12 protein-coding genes and 1 tRNA gene (1 of these 13 running past the window's edge) are annotated in these 16,899 nt (G+C 67.0%); 4 read left to right on the top strand and 9 right to left on the bottom strand.

Annotation, left to right across the window (positions count from 1 at the left end; genetic code table 11):
- Both AC5I49_RS14550 and AC5I49_RS14545 read right to left on the bottom strand, forming a co-directional pair.
- Nucleotides 1–21 (bottom strand) — tRNA-Lys (locus AC5I49_RS14550) (it extends 155 nt beyond the left edge of the window).
- 178 nt (nucleotides 22–199) lie between these two features.
- Nucleotides 200–1,177, bottom strand: a complete 978-nt coding sequence (locus AC5I49_RS14545) for a GMP reductase (RefSeq protein WP_016445795.1) — start codon at nucleotides 1,175–1,177, stop codon at nucleotides 200–202.
- 318 nt (nucleotides 1,178–1,495) lie between these two features.
- Between AC5I49_RS14545 and AC5I49_RS14540 the strand changes: the two genes are divergently transcribed.
- Nucleotides 1,496–3,964, top strand: coding sequence for a UvrD-helicase domain-containing protein (locus AC5I49_RS14540; protein ID WP_043792594.1), 2,469 nt, complete (start codon nucleotides 1,496–1,498; stop codon nucleotides 3,962–3,964).
- A 24-nt stretch (nucleotides 3,965–3,988) separates the two neighbouring features.
- Here AC5I49_RS14540 and AC5I49_RS14535 read toward each other — a convergent pair whose 3' ends face one another.
- The 5 genes from AC5I49_RS14535 to AC5I49_RS14515 form a co-directional block, all read right to left on the bottom strand.
- Nucleotides 3,989–4,624: a hypothetical protein gene (locus AC5I49_RS14535; protein ID WP_016445797.1), complete on the bottom strand. Its 636-nt coding sequence runs from the start codon at nucleotides 4,622–4,624 to the stop codon at nucleotides 3,989–3,991.
- Between the two features lie 275 nt (nucleotides 4,625–4,899).
- Entirely contained in the window at nucleotides 4,900–6,852 is a 1,953-nt protein-coding gene (locus tag AC5I49_RS14530; protein WP_047326594.1) for a PhoX family protein, read from the bottom strand.
- A gap of 246 nt (nucleotides 6,853–7,098) precedes the next feature.
- Nucleotides 7,099–7,932 carry a BPSS1780 family membrane protein gene (locus AC5I49_RS14525; protein ID WP_016445799.1) on the bottom strand — a complete coding sequence of 278 codons (834 nt, stop codon included), beginning with the start codon at nucleotides 7,930–7,932 and terminating at the stop codon, nucleotides 7,099–7,101.
- 146 nt (nucleotides 7,933–8,078) lie between these two features.
- Nucleotides 8,079–9,035, bottom strand: coding sequence for a homoserine kinase (locus AC5I49_RS14520; protein ID WP_061287392.1), 957 nt, complete (start codon nucleotides 9,033–9,035; stop codon nucleotides 8,079–8,081).
- Nucleotides 9,036–9,161: 126 nt separating this feature from the next.
- Nucleotides 9,162–9,536 carry a hypothetical protein gene (locus AC5I49_RS14515; RefSeq protein WP_016451118.1) on the bottom strand — a complete coding sequence of 125 codons (375 nt, stop codon included), beginning with the start codon at nucleotides 9,534–9,536 and terminating at the stop codon, nucleotides 9,162–9,164.
- 72 nt (nucleotides 9,537–9,608) lie between these two features.
- Between AC5I49_RS14515 and polA the strand changes: the two genes are divergently transcribed.
- The 3 genes from polA to AC5I49_RS14500 all read left to right on the top strand — a co-directional run bounded on the left by polA (nucleotide 9,609) and on the right by AC5I49_RS14500 (nucleotide 14,544).
- Nucleotides 9,609–12,452: a DNA polymerase I gene (gene polA / locus AC5I49_RS14510; protein ID WP_016451119.1), complete on the top strand. Its 2,844-nt coding sequence runs from the start codon at nucleotides 9,609–9,611 to the stop codon at nucleotides 12,450–12,452.
- 57 nt (nucleotides 12,453–12,509) lie between these two features.
- A complete protein-coding gene (locus AC5I49_RS14505) occupies nucleotides 12,510–13,406 on the top strand; it encodes a dienelactone hydrolase family protein (protein WP_016451120.1) in 897 nt (298 codons plus the stop codon).
- A gap of 304 nt (nucleotides 13,407–13,710) precedes the next feature.
- The gene (locus tag AC5I49_RS14500; protein ID WP_016445804.1) at nucleotides 13,711–14,544 is read left to right on the top strand and encodes a ZIP family metal transporter; all 834 of its coding nucleotides are present in this window, start codon (nucleotides 13,711–13,713) and stop codon (nucleotides 14,542–14,544) included.
- Between the two features lie 17 nt (nucleotides 14,545–14,561).
- On the opposite strand, the gene AC5I49_RS14495 is transcribed toward AC5I49_RS14500, so the two are convergent.
- Both AC5I49_RS14495 and AC5I49_RS14490 read right to left on the bottom strand, forming a co-directional pair.
- Entirely contained in the window at nucleotides 14,562–15,224 is a 663-nt protein-coding gene (locus AC5I49_RS14495) for a response regulator (RefSeq protein WP_017405417.1), read from the bottom strand.
- A complete protein-coding gene (locus AC5I49_RS14490) occupies nucleotides 15,221–16,633 on the bottom strand; it encodes a cache domain-containing protein (RefSeq protein ID WP_074921076.1) in 1,413 nt (470 codons plus the stop codon). Before AC5I49_RS14490 ends, AC5I49_RS14495 begins: the two co-directional genes overlap by 4 nt.
- Nucleotides 16,634–16,899: the final 266 nt, after the last annotated feature.

Below are 16,899 nucleotides of genomic sequence, written 5' to 3'. Positions count from 1 at the left end.
TACCAGCTGAGCTAAGAGCCCCAAAAACAAGTCTGCGCTGCAAACGAGACCGCAATTATGCGGCATTTTTGGCGTGCTTGCAGGAAGACACGCCAATTTTTTGGTTCATGGCGCGATCTCGGCATGCGCGGCCTGCGTGACGTCGGGAACGCAGGCACAAAAAAAGGCGGCCGAAGCCGCCTTGCCTTGGTGTCTGCGCTTACATCAGCAGATGTTCGCCTGCGTTGTCACCGCCCAGGATCACGTAGTTGACCTTGCGGATGTCCATCAGCTTCTTGCCGCCCGAGTAGCTGATGGAGCTTTGCACATCCTGCTCCATCTCGATCAGGGTGTCGGCCAGAAGTCCCTTGACGGGCTCGAGGATGCGTTTGCCTTCGACGTGCTTGTACTCGCCCTTGTTGAAGTCCGAGGCCGAGCCGTAGTACTCCTTGAAGCGCTGGCCGTTTTCCTCGACCGTCTGGCCCGGCGATTCCTCATGGCCCGCGAACAGCGAGCCGATCATCACCATGGTGGCGCCAAAGCGCACGCTCTTGGCGATGTCGCCGTGGCTGCGGATGCCGCCGTCGGCAATGATGGGTTTGGTGGCCACGCGCGCGCACCACTTGAGCGCCGACAGCTGCCAGCCGCCCGTGCCGAAGCCCGTCTTGAGCTTGGTGATGCAGACCTTGCCGGGGCCGATGCCGACCTTGGTCGCGTCGGCGCCCCAGTTCTCCAGGTCGATCACGGCTTCGGGCGTGCCCACGTTACCGGCGATCACGAAGGACTTGGGCAGCTTTTCCTTGAGGTAGCCGATCATGTTCTTCACGCTGTCGGCATGGCCGTGGGCGATGTCGATGGTGATGTATTCGGGGCACAGGCCTTCGGCGACGAAGCGGTCCACGGTGTCGTAGTCGGGCTTCTTGACGCCCAGCGAGATGGAGGCGAAGCAGCCCTTGCCCTGCATCTCGCGCACGAACTGCACGTTGTCCAGGTCAAAGCGGTGCATCACGTAGAAGTAGCCGTTGCGGGCCAGCCAGGTGCAGATGCTTTCATCCACCACCGTCTTCATGTTGGCCGGCACGGCCGGGATGCGGAAGGACCGACCGCCCAGCTCCACGCTGGCATCACACTCCGAGCGGCTTTCCACGCGGCACTTGCGCGGCAGCAGCAGGATGTTGTCGTAGTCGAAGATTTCCATTTGATTCCAAGCTCCATGAAAGGTCGCGGCAGGAACATCCCTCCGCGATGGGGCGCTTGGCTTGGAGGCCGGTCTTGCGGGCGGCGCGGGCGGGCCGCGTCGCCAGGGCGGCTGTGGCCCGGGCACAAAAAACCGGACCGCAAGAAACTTGGGCCCGGTGATTGATTCTATACGTTGCCGGCGGCGGGCCCGGGCGCCCTGTCGATATAGCGGTTATAGCAATGGCGTTATGGACCGGGAAGATGCGCTGCATGTGTCGAATGCGGGAAATGCAGCATGGCTTTCCCCGCAGGCCGGGGCGCTTCCTACAATGCCGGGATGTTCCCGATCGATCTGCTCGACGGCGCCTCCGGTGCCGCACCCGCCTCCAACTCCCCTTTGCTGGCCAACCTCAACGAGGAGCAGCTCGCTGCCGTCACGCTGCCGGCCGGCCATGCGCTGATCCTGGCCGGCGCCGGCTCGGGCAAGACGCGGGTGCTGACCACGCGCATCGCCTGGCTGCTGCAGACGGGCCAGGCCACGCCGGGCTCCATCCTGGCCGTGACCTTCACCAACAAGGCGGCCAAGGAAATGCTGGCGCGCCTGTCGACCATGCTGCCCTACAACGTGCGCGGCATGTGGATAGGCACCTTCCACGGCCTGTGCAACCGGCTGCTGCGTGCCCACCATCAGGCGGCAGGGCTGTCGTCCACCTTCCAGATCCTGGACACGCAGGACCAGCTGTCGGCCGTCAAGCGCCTGTGCAAGCAGTTCAACGTGGACGACGAGCGCTTCCCGCCCAAGCAGCTGCAGTACTTCATTGCCGGCTGCAAGGAAGAGGGCATGCGCCCCGGCGACGTGGTGGCCAATGACCCGGACACGCGCAAGAAGGTCGAGATCTACCAGCTCTACGAGGAGCAGTGCCAGCGCGAAGGCGTGGTCGATTTCGGCGAGCTGATGCTGCGCTCCTTCGAGCTGCTGCGCGACGACGCCGCGCTGCGCGCCCACTATCAGCGGCGCTTTCGCCACATCATGGTCGATGAGTTCCAGGACACGAACAAGCTGCAATACCAGTGGCTCAAGCAATTGGCGGGCGACGTGGTGGATGGCCGCCTGCAGGCCCTGGGCAGCGTGATCGCCGTGGGCGACGACGACCAGAGCATCTACGCCTTTCGCGGTGCGCGCGTGGGCAACATGCAGGACTTCGTGCGCGAGTTCGATGTGCGCCAGCAGATCAAGCTGGAGCAGAACTACCGCTCCTACAGCAACATCCTGGACTGCGCCAACGCGCTCATCAGCCACAACAGCCAGCGCCTGGGCAAGAACCTGCGCACCACCCAGGGCCCGGGCGAGCCCGTGCGCATCTACGAGGCGCCCACCGATATGGCCGAGGCGCAGTGGATGGTCGAGGAAATCCAGCAGCTCGTGAAAAAGGACGGCTGGCAGCGCCAGGAAATCGCCGTGCTCTACCGCAGCAATGCGCAAAGCCGGGTGATCGAATCGCAGCTGTTCAATGCCGCCATTCCCTACCGCGTGTACGGCGGGCTGCGCTTTTTCGAGCGCGCCGAAATCAAGCATGCGCTGGCCTACCTGCGCCTGCTGGAGAACCCGCACGACGACACCAGCTTTTTGCGCGTGGTGAACTTCCCACCGCGCGGCATCGGCGCGCGCAGCGTGGAGACGCTGCAGGACGCGGCGCGCAGCGCGGGCTGCTCGCTGCACGATGCCGTCTCGGCGGTGGCGGGCGCGCCGGGCGCCAAGCTCGCAGGCTTTGTCGCCAAGATCGACGTGCTGCGCGAGCAGACCCAGGGCCGCACGCTGCGCGAGATCATCGAGGCCATCGAGGAAGAAAGCGGCCTGCTCGAGCACTACCGCAACGAAAAGGAGGGCGCCGACCGCATCGAGAACCTGCAGGAACTCGTGAACGCGGCCGAGAGCTTTGTCACCCAGGAAGGCTTTGGCCGCGATGCCGTGGCCCTGCCGCTGGACGAGCACGACGGCGCCAGGGCGCTGACGCAAAGCCCCGCCAGCCAGGGCCTGGACCCTGCGCTGCCGCTGCTGGACACGCCGCTCACGCCGCCGGCCGGCACCGTGGCCGGCATGGTCGATGCCGATACCGGCGAGACCCTGTCGCCGCTGGCCGCCTTCCTGACGCACGCGGCGCTGGAGGCTGGCGACAACCAGGCCCAGGCAGGCCAGGACGCCGTGCAGCTGATGACCGTGCATGCCTCCAAGGGCCTGGAGTTCGACGCCGTCTTCATCGGCGGCGTGGAGGAGGGCCTGTTCCCGCACGAGAACGCCATGATGGACCGGGGCGGCCTGGAGGAAGAACGCCGCCTGGCCTATGTGGCCATCACCCGCGCGCGCAAGCGCCTGTACCTGAGCCATTCGCAGACGCGCATGCTGCACGGGCAGACGCGCTACAACGTCAAGAGCCGCTTCTTCGACGAGCTGCCTGAAGAGGCGCTCAAGTGGATCACGCCGAAGCAGGGCGGCTTTGGCAGCTACGCGCCCCGCCCCGGTGGCGGCGGTGGTGGCGGCTATGGCTCACGCGATCGCGGCGGCTTCGGCAGCAAGGCCGAAGGCTGGCGCAGCGAGGTCTTCGCCAGCCCGCCCGTGCCGCCGCAAAAGGCCGACCCGGGCCACGGCCTGCGCGTGGGCCTGAACGTGTTCCACAACAAGTTCGGCGAAGGCAAGGTGCTGGCCCTGGAAGGCACGGGCGACGACGCGCGTGCCCAGGTCAGCTTTGGGCGCCACGGCACGAAGTGGCTGGCGCTGTCCATTGCCAAGCTCACGGTCGTGGAGTGAGGGCCGGGCCGTCGTGTCCGGCGGTCAGGGCTTGACTTCGAAGCTCAGCGTGGTGGTGTGGCGCACGTCGGTGTATTTCTTGCCGTCCAGCGTGACCGAGCCGTTGTCCACGCGCGCCGTCACCTCCAGCACGTACAGGCCCGGGAAGTAGGGCTTGAAGCTCACCGTGCCGTCCTGCGATGGCGTGAGCGTGCGGTACCAGCCCTCGCTGGTCTGCACATTGACCTGGCTGGCCGCGACCTTGCGGCCCTTGAACACCAGCTGGAACGTATCGCCGCCCGCCGTGGTGGGCACCAGCTCCAGGTCGTTCACGGCCTTGGTGTCGTTGCGGCCGAAACGGGCCTGGTAGTAGGTCAGCACGCCATTGGCGCCGGGGCGCGTGGCGGCGATGCGCACATCGCCCTGGCCTGCGTCCGCGGTGAAATGATTGGCCTCGGCCTTCAGGGGAAGGCTCTTGCCGTCGGGCAGGACCTGCTTGGCGTCCTCCAGGGCCGGCAGCTGTTGCAGCGGCTTGCGCAGTTCTCCGGCATAGGCCCGGGCCTGTCCTGCGTCCTGCTGCAGCCAGAGATAGTCGGCATGTGCAGCCGGCACCGCCAGGGTGGCAGCGGCCGCCAGCCATGCGGAGGCCGTGCTGCGAAGGATGCGGGAAGCTGGGGTCATGGAGTCTCTCCTGTGGTGTGGCTCTGCGTGCGCCTGCCGGGCCTTGAGGGGCGTGATCCGGCGGGGCTGAAGATGGTGCGATGGCGGGCTAGCGACGCCGCAATGCATCAGAAATTATAGCGAGCAGGTGAGAATGACTCTTGTTTTGCACGCTAAGAGTCGGGTTCATGACATCCATGCAGTTGCGGCGCAGGCATGCAAAAAGGCCATGGAAATCCATGGCCTTCTTGTTGTGGCGCCACGCGCCGCAGGGCGGCGGGGCGTTGTGGCGGCGGTCAGGCCGACAGCTTGGGCTGGGAAGCGGTGCCGGTCAGGTAGCCGACGGCGGCGCCGAACTTGCCGCGATAGTTGGTGCTGATCAGCGGGTCCAGCGTGGACTTGACCACGTTGTGGATGCTGCCCCAGTCACCGGCGTGCTGGAAGTTGCTCATGATGTAGGTCCAGCCGTTGATCTCGTCCACGGCGTGCAGGCCCGTGGATTCGCCGCCTGCGGGAATCGACATCAGGCGCGACAGCTGCTTGGTGTCGATGTTGTAGGCCCACAGGAAGTTGTTCACGTGCTGGCCGCTGTCCTCGCCGATGAACAGGGTGCGCATCTTCTCCGAGAACTTGAGGTTGTCGGGGTTGCAGATCTTGTTCGGGTTGCCGGTGTTGCCCAGCGCGTCGGCGCTGATGTCCTCGCCGGCCAGCAGGGCCTTGGTGTCCACGGGCATCCACTCGCTGTTGATGGCGGCGCCGGCCGTGTCCTTCTGGCCACCGCGCAGGTTCAGTGCCATCACGGCGCCGGCCTTGAGCTGCTTGGGGATGGACACGCCATTGCCTGCCACGTTCAGCGCATCGCCGGCCACCATGGACTTCTCGCAGTTCTGCAGGGCCGAGTAGGCCACCTTGTCCTTGGCGTTGACGGTCGTGCCTTCCATCTTGGTGAAGCCCATGCTTGCGCCCTTGAAGGCGGCGTAGCGGTGCGTTTCCAGGAAGGCGGCGGCCTTTTCCATGCCAGGGTTGATCTTGATCCACTCCACCTTGCCGTTGGCGGTGATCTTGGTGTAGCTGGCGTCGCCCGGATCGGTCTTGGCCACGGTCATGATGTCCGTGGGCTTGAGCGTGTTGGCCAGTTGCTCGATCTCGGCGCTGGTGGCCGAGCCCAGCTTGATCCAGGTCAGCGCGGCGGCGCTGCCCGATGCGGGGTCGATGGAGAAGCCTGCACCCACCTTGGCCACGTACAGCGAACCCGAGGACAGGTCCTTTTCCTTGTCGGCCACGAAGACGAAGTAGCCGCTGTTGGTGGCGTCGTCGCCCATCAGCGCCGTGCGCTGGTCGGGCATGACCTGGACCAGCTCGTGCGAGATGCGGCCCATGCAGAAATGCTTCTTGATGCTGGCCGTGCCGTCCACGTTGACCGTCACTTCGGGCATGTGGCCGTAGTGGTAGGGGTTGGCCTTGGTCTGGTCGCCATACAGGTTCTGGCTGAAGGCCTGCAACTGCGCATTGCCGGTGGCGAAGGCGTCGGGCTCGTACTCTTCGCTGGACAGATGGGTGCCCCAGGGCGACAGGCTGGCGCCGCAGGTGATCCACAGGCCGTGCACCTTGGAGGTGTCCACGTTGTGGTACTTGACCAGGCTGAGCTTGCCCGTGGTCTGGTCCTGGTCCAGCGTCAGCACGGCGATGGGCGAGGGCAGCTTGCCGTACATGTCGGTCTTGCCATCCTGCGCCCAGGTCGTGTATTCGAACTGCACCACGGCGAACACGGGCTTGCCCTTGACGCCATCCACCTTGGCATTGGGCACGGTCAGCAGCGAGGTGCCGTCGGGCGCATCGGAGAAGAAGTGGCGCTCGCTGCCGGCCACGGTGCGGTCGATGATCTTGTTGTTGTTGATGTCGTAGTAGCCGCCGGCCAGGATCTTGCCGCCCTTGCCGTCCGGCACTTCGTCGCCGGTCACGAAGAAGGGCTGGTAGCCCAGGTCGAAGCTCTGCTCGCTGTTGTCGCTGTACTGCACCTTGAGCTGCGAGGCCACGGTCATCCGGGCCATGGCCTGGGGGTTGGCCAGCGTGGGCGCGGCCATGGAGGTGAAGCTGGCCGCCACATAGTTCTTCGCGGGACCGTCATCGCCACCGCCGCAGGCGGTCAGCAGGCCGGCGGCGGACACGGCGGAGCCGAGCGGCAGCAGGGGGGCGCCGGTCAGGAATTGCAGCGCCTTGCGGCGGGAGAGCATCGTGGATTGGGACATGGGGCTTCCGTTGTGGGGTTGTCTGCATCAGCCCATCGGGGGCGGGATGGGCCGGGATGCCGCTGCGCACTCGCTGGCTATGCATCCGCACGGCATGCTAGGCAGGCACTGTGACAAAGCGATGGCATCCGTATGACACAACAGTGACTGCGTCATGTGGACGCCCAGGTGGCCGCTGGCACGACAGAGAAACGGCAAAGAAAAAGCCCCTCGAAAGGGGCCTGGTGATCTGGTGCCGTGCAGGCGTCAGCCGGACAGTCCGGGCGGCTGCGGCGGTTCGGTGCCGATGGCGTCGCTGCCATCGCTTTCATCGGGCGCCGCAAAGCAGTCACGGAAGGTGAAGACGATGGAGGTGAAGAACATGGCGGCCAGCAGCATGGCCGTGGCAATCATCAGGCCGTTGGCAATGCCGCCCAGCACCTGGGCCAGCACGGCCGAGATCAGTGCCATCACGATGCCGGCCACGATGAACACGCCCATCCAGCTCAGGCCGAAGACCACCAGTGCGCCGATGTTGCGCACGCACGCCACCAGGCTGAAGAACACGGCCTTGACCGGCGGCACGTTGTGCCAGTGCACCAGGCCCGGCGCATGCCAGAACAGCAGCGAAAGCGGCAGGTACAGGCCCATGCTCAGCCACATGGCGGCCTGGAAGTCGGGCGATTCGGCGATCTCGCGCGTCAGCGGCTCGCCGCCCAGGTAGACATTGGCGAACTGGCCATCGTCCACCAGCATGGACAGGCCCATGATCAGCAAGAAGCCTGCCGCATACATGGCGCCCAGCGTGAGCATGGAATTCAGGCGCTGGCGCCCGGTGCGAAAGGCCACCAGCAGCAGGGCCGGCGTGGGCGCGCGCCCGTGCGAGGCTTCGGCCGCCGCCACCATCATGGCCAGCGATGTGGCCGGCAGCAGGCCCAGCGCGATCACGGGGCCGATCAGCGGCAGCACCGTGACCAGCGACATGGCCGCCATCGACAGAAAGAACAGTGCCGCCAGCGCCAGCGGCTGCTGGCGGAAGGTGCGGATGCCCTGCTGCACCCATTGCAGGCCGGTACGGGCGGGAACGATGAGAAGTTTCATGGGGTGAGGAAGTCGGGGCGCCTGGATGGGGCATGGCCTCTGGCATGGGCCGCGCCGCTGGCGCCCGAACGGGGACTGTACCCGAGGAAGCGCGGCCCGTGGACCGCAAAGCCCTCCGGCAGCCGCGTCGTGGCCGGCCTGGGACGTCAGTCCAGCGCCACGGGGCGGGCCAGGCGCTGGCGCAGCACGCGCTCGAAATGCGTGGGATCGTGGGGAACGAGCATGGAGGCCTCGCGCGGCAGGTGGAAATCCCACAGGCGGGAGATCCAAAAGCGCAGCGCGCCCGCGCGCAGCATGGGGTTGAACAGTTCTCGCTCGGCGGCGGTCAGGGGGCGCACGGACTGGTAGGCATCGATCATGGCCTTGGCCTTGGCCGCGTCATGGGCGCCTGTGGCGTGTTCGATGCACCAGTCGTTGAGGCACACCGCCAAGTCGAACAGCCAGCTGTCCACGCCTGCGAAGTAGAAATCGAAGAAGCCGGTCAGGCGCTCGCCCTCGAACATCACGTTGTCGCGGAACAGGTCGGCATGCACGGGGCCGCGCGGCAGGGCCGCATAGGCGGGCGAGGCGGCCACATGGTTCTGGAAGGCCAGTTCGGAGCGCAGCAGGTCGGCGGTGGGTGCGTCGATGTGCGGGATCACCGTGGGCACGGTCTCGTTCCACCAGGGCAGGCCGCGCAGATTGGGCTGCTGGCGATCGTAGTCTCGGCCGGCCAGGTGCATGCGCGCCAGCATCTCGCCCACGGCGGCGCAGTGTGCGGGCTGGGGGGTCAGCTCGCTCCTGCCGGGAAGGCGGTTGACGATGGAGGCGGGCTTGCCGCACACGCGCAGCAGGATGTCGCCGCTGCGCGTCTCGGCCTGAGGGTCGGGCACGGGAATGCCGGCCTGCGCCAGATGCTTCATCAGGTACAGGTAGAAGGGCAGTTGCTCGGCCGTCAGGCGCTCGAACAGCGTCAGCACCCACTCGCCCTGCTCGGTGGTGAGAAAGTAGTTGGTGTTCTCTATGCCGCCCTGGATGCCGCGCAGCTCCTTGAAGGAACCCAGGGACATGCGGCGCAGCAGCTCGCGCGCATCTTTGTCGGAGACTTCGGTGAAAACGGCCATGTTTGCATTGCCGGCCAGCGCGGCTCGGCGGAAATCGTTGTCGTCAGATATGGAAAGAGGGCAGCGCCGTCAGGTGCTGCCCCCTGGGATGCCGCCGGGCCCGGGGCCCGGACAGTCCGGTGAGGATCAGAACTTCTTGAGGTTCCAGACGCGCGTGCCGTTGGTGCCGTCGCCATCGCCGCGGTTGCGGGAGGAGCGGGCGCCGTCGTTGGACTGCACCTCATAGGAGGGCATGTCGCCGACCTTGGGCTGCACGGTGATGCTTCGGGTCTGGCCGCCCACGCGCAGTTCGTCAACGCGGCTGCCTTCGTCTTCCACATGGATGCGTTCCACGCGCTGGTTGCTTCGGTCGCGGGCCTCGGGCCTGGCCGTGTCCGGCGCGGTCTGCCCGGCGGTCGCCGCCGCGGGGGCGGTGGAGGCAGCCGGGGCAGGCGTGGGGTTCTGGGCCAGCACGGGGCTGGCGGCCAGGCTCAGGAGGATGAGAAGTGGAGCGGCGCGCATGGGCTCCATTGTAGGTCTTGCGGCGGGCCCTGTCCCGCCCTGTCCCCCTGCCGGCGCGTGCACAATCGGCGCATGAGCAATTCCAAGACCCTGGTGCTGATCGACGGCTCCAGCTACCTCTACCGCGCCTACCACGCCATGCCGGATCTGCGCGCCGAGCCCGGCAACCCGGAAAGCCCCGCCACGGGCGCCATCCGCGGCATGATCAACATGCTCCAGGCGATCCGCAAGGAAGTGGCGGCCGACTACGCGGTCTGCGTGTTCGACGCCAGCGGCCCCACCTTCCGCGATGCGCTCTATCCCGAATACAAGGCGCACCGCTCGCCCATGCCCGACGATCTGCGCTCGCAGATCGAGCCCATCCACGAAGTGGTCCGCCTGATGGGCTGGCCCGTGCTGGCCATCCAGGGCGTGGAGGCCGACGACGTGATCGGCACCCTGGCCAAGACGGCCGCCGCCCAGGGCGTGAACGTGGTCATCTCCAGTGGAGACAAGGACCTGTCCCAGCTGGTGGATCCCCACATCATGGTGATGGACACCATGAGCGGCAAGCGCCGCGACGTGGCCGGCGTGACGGCCGAGTTCGGCGTGCCGCCTGCGCAGATGATCGACTACCAGGCGCTGGTCGGCGATGCCGTGGACAACGTGCCCGGCGTTGCCAAGGTCGGCCCCAAGACGGCCGTCAAGTGGCTGGCCGAGCACGGCTCGCTCGACGGCCTGATCGCTGCGGCCGACGGCATCAAGGGCGTGGCTGGCCAGAACCTGCGCGATGCCATCGCCTCGGGCCAGCTGGCACTGAGCCGCCAGCTGGTCACCATGAAGACCGACTGCGACCTGAGCGCCGAAGTGCCCACCCTGCCCGTGCTCGACGCGCTGGCGCCGCGCGAGCCCGATACCGCGCCGCTGCGCGAGTTCTATGAGCGCTACGGCTTCAAGGGGCTGGCACGCATGCTCGGCGGTGCCGCGCCCGAGCCCGATGCGCTGCAAGCCGTCAAGGCCGGCCGCAAGCCAGCGGCCAAGCCGCGTGCCGACCAGTCCACGGGCGACATGTTTGCCCAGGAGCAGGCCGAATCCGACGACGCCACCGCCGAGGCCGAGACCGCCCAGCAGCGTGCGCTGGACTACGACGTGGTGCTGACCTGGGAAGCGTTCGACCAGTGGCTGGCCAAGATCAACGCCGCCGAACTCACGGCCCTGGATACCGAAACCACCTCGCTGGACGAGATGCGTGCCGAGATCGTCGGCATCTCGCTGAGCGTGGAGCCCGGCGCCGCTGCCTACATCCCCCTGCGCCATGCCGGCCCCGACGCGCCCGAGCAACTGCCGGCCGACGAAGTGCTGCAGCGCCTCAAGCCCTGGCTGGAGGATGCGGCCCGGCCCAAGCTGGGCCAGCACGTCAAGTACGACCGCCATGTCTTCGCCAATGCCGGCATCGAGGTGCACGGCTATGTGCACGACACCATGCTGCAAAGCTATGTGCTGGAAGTGCACCGCCCGCATGGCCTGGCCAGCCTGGCGCTGCGCCACACCAACCGCACGGGCATCAGCTACGAAGACCTGTGCGGCAAGGGCGCCCACCAGATTCCCTTTGCCCAGGTGCCCGTGGACAAGGCTGCCGCCTACGCCTGCGAGGATGCGGACCAGACCCTGGACGTCCACCGCGTGCTGTGGCCGCAGCTGCAGGCGCACGACGGCCTGCGCGGCATCTACGAGCTGGAGATCGCCACCAGCGAGGCCCTGTTTCGCATAGAGCGCAACGGCGTGCTCATCGATGCCGCCACGCTGGCCAGGCAGAGCAACGATCTGGGCCAGCGCATCGTGCAGTTGGAGCAGGAGGCCTACGACATCGCGGGCCAGCCCTTCAACCTGGCCAGCCCCAAGCAGCTGGGCGAAATCTTTTTCGACAAGCTGGGCATGCCCGTGGTCAAGAAGACGGCCACCGGCGCACGCAGCACCGACGAAGAGGTGCTGGAGAAGTTGGCCGAGGACTATCCGCTGCCCGCCAAGCTGCTGGAACACCGCAGCCTGTCCAAGCTCAAGGGCACCTATACCGACAAGCTGGCCCAGCTGGCGCTGCCGCGCACGGGCCGGGTGCACACGCACTACGCCCAGGCCGTGGCCGTGACGGGGCGCCTGTCCAGCAACGACCCCAACCTGCAGAACATCCCCATCCGCACGCCCGAAGGCCGGCGCGTGCGCGAGGCCTTCATTGCCGCGCCCGGCCATGTGATCGCCAGCGCCGACTACTCGCAGATCGAGCTGCGCATCATGGCCCACCTGTCGGGCGACGAGTCGCTGCTGCGCGCCTTCCACGAAGGCCGCGACGTGCACCGGGCCACGGCATCGGAAGTCTTCAACGTGGAGCTGGAGCAGGTCAGCAGCGAGCAGCGCCGTTATGCCAAGGTCATCAACTTCGGGCTGATCTACGGCATGAGCAGCTTTGGCCTGGCCAAGAACCTGGGCATAGAGACCAAGGCTGCCGCCGCCTACATCGACCGCTATTTCCAGCGCTATCCGGGCGTCAAGCGCTACATGGACGAGACGGTGGAATTCGCGCGCGACCACGGCTACGTGGAAACCGTCTTCGGCCGCCGCCTGTACCTGGTGGACATCAACGGCGGCAGCGGCCCGCGCAAGAAGGCGGCCGAACGGCAGGCCATCAACGCGCCCATGCAGGGCACGGCGGCCGACCTGATCAAGAAGGCCATGGTGGCGGTGCAGGCCGAGCTCGATGCCAGGCAGTCCGAGGTCCGCGTCATCATGCAGGTGCACGACGAACTGGTGTTCGAGCTGCCCGAAGGCGAGTCGGACTGGGTGCGCACCGAGATCCCGCGCCTGATGGCCGGCGTGGCGGAACTGAAGGTTCCCTTGCTCGCCGAAGTGGGCGTCGGCCCCAACTGGGACAAGGCACATTGAGCTTCACGCGCGCATCGTAGACTTGGCCGGTTCTCAACCACCACCAAGGAGAGATGCATGCGTGACGATCAGCAGCAAGACCTGAAGGCCCTGGTTCCGGGGCGCAGCAGCGAAGAGGGGCCCACGCGGCGCCTGGCATTGCAGACGGCCCTGGGCCTGGGCTATGCCGCCGCGGCCACGCCGCTGATGGCGCAGACCGCCATCTCCACGCCGGCCGACGGCCTGACGGCCGGCGAGGTGCATTTCACCGTGAACGGCTTCAAGGTGCCGGCCTACCGCGCCGCGCCCGCCGGCAAGAAGAATGTGCCCGTGGTGCTGGTGATCTCCGAGATCTTCGGCGTGCACGAATACATTGCCGACACCTGCCGCCGCCTGGCGCGTGCCGGCTACCTGGCCATCGCCCCCGATCTGTATGCGCGCCAGGGCGACCCCAAGACCTATACCGAGATCGCCAAGCTCATGAGCGAGCTGGTCTCCAAGGTGCCCGACGAACAGGTCATGGCCGACCTGGACGGCGCCGTGCAATGGGCGGGCACGCAGGGCGGCGATACGGCGCGCGTGGCCATCACGGGCTTTTGCTGGGGCGGGCGCATCACCTGGCTGTATGCGGCCCATGGCCCGGTCAAGGCCGGCGTGGCCTGGTACGGCCGGCTGGAAGGCGCCAAGACCGCGCTGCAGCCACGCCATCCGCTGGAGCTGGTCTCCAGCCTCAAGGCGCCGGTGCTGGGCCTGTATGGCGGGCAGGACACGGGCATTCCGCTGGAATCCGTGGAGCGCATGCGCGAAGCGCTCAAGCAGGGCTCGGCAGCGGCCAAGGCCTCGGAGTTTGTGATCTACCCGGAGGCGCCACACGCCTTCCATGCCGACTACCGGCCCAGCTACCGCGAGCAGGCTGCGCGCGACGGTTGGCAAAAAATGCTGGCCTGGTTCAATAAGCATGGGGTGACCCCCTGAGCGGCTGCGCCGCTTCCCCCCTCTCTCGCTTCGCGGGAGGGGGACGACACCCTCGGTGCGGGGCGGCCCTTCCTCGGTGTCCCTGGTGTGAGGACGCGCCAGTTTTTAAGGTATTGCTGACTAGCTTTCAACTTTATTCGCGCAGGGGGGGCTTGACAGCTTCTGTAGGCTGAAACCGAGGGCGCCCGACACCGTGGCCTGCTTCCTTCATGGGATCGCAGGCCACGGCTGCGATGGGGCCGGTCTTTCTGCGAGAATTCGCGGGTTTCGCCTGCAAGGGCATACGGTTGAAGCACAAATCGCTATGACATTGGTAGCAATCATTCTGGCCACCCTGGCCGCCGGTATTGGCAGCGTCTGGGTGGCCGCGTTGTTGATGGGGCTGGGAGGCAACCGCTCGCCGGGCATGATGCCGCAGCGGCTGTTGAGCCTGGCGGCGGGCGCGCTGCTGGCCACGGCCTTCATGCACCTCTTGCCCGAAGCCTTCGAGAGCGAGGCCGGCGCGCACGACCTGTTCGTCACGCTGCTGGTGGGCCTGGTGTTCTTTTTCCTGCTGTCCAAGGCCGAGCTGTGGCACCACGGGCATGAGCACGGCGCGCCGCCGGCCCATGAGCACGATCACCACGAGCATCACGATCACCAGGGCCACGCCCATGACCATTCCCATGGCCACCATCATGGCCACCGCCACGGCGGCTGGGCGGTGCTGACCGGCGACAGCGTGCACTGCTTCGGCGATGGCGTGCTGATCGCCTCCGCCTTCATGGCCGACATGCGCCTGGGGCTGATCGCGGCGGTGTCGGTGCTGGCCCACGAGGTGCCACACCACATGGGTGACATCGTGGTGCTGCGCCAGTCCAGCTCCAACCGGCGCGTGGCCCTGATCAAGGTGTCCATGGCCGGGGCCGTGACCACGCTGGGCGGCATTGGCGGCTATTTCCTGGTCGGCCAGCTGCAGGAGCTGCTGCCGTACTTCCTGGCCGTGGCCTCCAGCAGCTTCATCTATGTGGCGCTGGCCGACCTGATTCCCCAGCTGCAAAAGCGCCTGAGCGCGCGCGAGACCGTGGCCCAGGTGGGCTGGCTGATGCTGGGCATCGTGCTGGTCACCGTGGTCAGCCGCGCGGCCCACGCGCACTGAGCGGGCGGCGTTTCAGGCTATCCCGCACCGGCCTGCACGGGCGTGCTGCCCAGCAGGTCGGCATAGTCCACGGCGTACTTGATGAAGGCCGCATGGCCGTCGATGCGCAGCTTGCGGCGCAGGTGCAGCCGGTGGGTTTCCACGGTACGCACCGAGGTGCCCATCAGTGCCGCAATCTCCTTGTTGGAGCGGCCCTCCGAGATCCACTGCAGCACGCTGGCCTCGCGCGGCGTGAGGGCGCGCCGGGGGCCGGCACCGGCGCCGTCGTCCTCGACCACGGGCTGCAGGCCGGGGCTGAAATACAGGCCGCCCGCGTAGACCCGGTCTATGGCCTCGATGAGCTGCTGCGCCGGTGCATCCTTGAGCACATAGCCGCGTGCGCCCAGTGCCACGGCGCGCCGCACGTATTCGGGGTCCTCGTGCATGGACAGCACCAGCACGCGCACCAGGGGGAACTGATCGCGGAACAGCGCGGCCAGGTCGATGCCGCTGGCGCCCGGCATGCGGATGTCGGTCACCACCAGGTCGGGCGACAGCTCGCGCGCCAGCGGCAGGGCCTGGTCCATGCTGGCGGCCTCGCCCACGACACGGATATGGTCGGTGGCCTGCAGGCGCATGGACACGCCGTCGCGCACAAGAGGGTGGTCGTCCACCAGGAGGATGCGGATCATGGGGTTCATGCAGCGGCCTGTGGGAGTTCGAATTCCGGTGAGGGAGACAGCGGCATGCCGCCGCTGCGGTAGAGCACGGCGACCAGCCGGGTGCCCCGGGCGCCCGAGCTGATGCTCAGATGGCCGCCCAGGCCCTCGATGCGCTCGCGCATGTTGCGCAGGCCGATGCCGCCCTGGCGGTCGCGCTGCACGCGGCGCATGTCGAAGCCCTGGCCGTCGTCGCTGACCTGCAGCACCACGCGGCGGCGCTGAAAGTGCAGGCTGACGTCGATGCGCGTGGCCTGCGCATGGTTTTGCGCATTCGTCACGGCCTCCTGGGCCACGCGGAACAGGGCCGTGGCGTGGCTGGGCGGCAGAAAGCGGGTCTCGCCCCGGCAGCCGAACTGCATGCGCAGGCCGTCCTCGGCCTGCATCTGCTGGCTCATCAGTGCCAGGGCCGGGGCCAGTCCCAGGTCGTCCAGCAGGGCGGGGCGCAGGCCGTGGGAGACGCGCCGTATCTCCACCAGCGCGTGGTTGAGCTGCTCCAGTCCCTGGTCCACCATGCGCTGGGCCGTGGCCGGGTCCTGTGCGGCCAGGCGCCTGAGCTGGGCCTGGGCCGTCTCCAGCAGGAACTTGGACGAGACCAGCACCTGGACCACCCCGTCATGCAGGTCGCGCGCCACGCGCGTGCGTTCTTCCTCCTGCGAATGCACCACGCGCTGGGCCAGGCGCTGCAGCTTGGTGCTGGACACGCGGTGGTCGCTGAGATTGAACGCCAGCCCCGCCACGCCGATGAGCACGATGCACAGCGCCGCAATGCCGAAGATGCGCCAGCGCGTGGCCGCGATATTGGCCTGGGCGCTTTCGTCGATCTGGCGCAGCGCCTGCTCCACATCGTCCAGGTACAGGCCCGTGCCCAGCGACCAGCCCCATTCGGGGACCGTGGCCACGTAGGCGAGCTTGGCCTCGGTACGCAGCGAGGACGGCTTTTGCCACTGGTAGCGCACCAGGCCGCCGCCGCTGCGCGCGGCATCCAGGATGATCCTGGCGGGCCCTGCGCCGCCCGGGCTGTTGGGATCGCACAGGTCCACGCCCGACAGGCCCATCTGCCGTGCATCCAGCAGCACGTTGCCGTGTTCGTCGTAGACAAAGAAGTAACCGTCCTCGCCGAACTGCATGCGCGCCAGCGTATCCAGCGCCTGGCGCCGCTGCACGGATGGCTCCTCGCCGCTGGACTGGATGCGCGTGAGCGCCGTGGTCGCCAGCTGGACGTAGTGGCGCAGCTCGGTCTCCTTGCTGTGCAGGTAGGCGGTCTCGACCAGTTCCCGTTCCTGGTGGGCCAGCTCCAGTGTCTGGTGTTGCACGGTCACCGCGACCAGGCCCAGGGCCAGCGCGATGGCGGCAATCGACAGAAGCGCAAGTTTCAGCGGAAGTTGCATGGGAGCCTGTGTGGGGTGCACCGACGATCTTTTCCGCCCAGTGCACGGACCTTGTCAACAGGGCTTGCGCGCATGGCGCCGGGGCCCGGCAGCGGACCTTGAATGGCGGGCGTCGTATCTGCCAATGGCCTGTGCGCGCTGCATATCCACGCGCGCAGGAAAAGGAATTTGAATATCCCAAGGAAAATGCCATGGATAATATATTTCGCGCACGAAAGAATATCCCATTGACATAGGGAGTCCGATATGCATTTTCTTGGTGCGTT

The sequence above is a fragment of the Delftia sp. genome, from assembly GCF_059499305.1.
The sequence above is the reverse complement of the archived record's forward strand: the minus strand, read 5'-3'. Positions and strand labels throughout refer to the sequence as shown.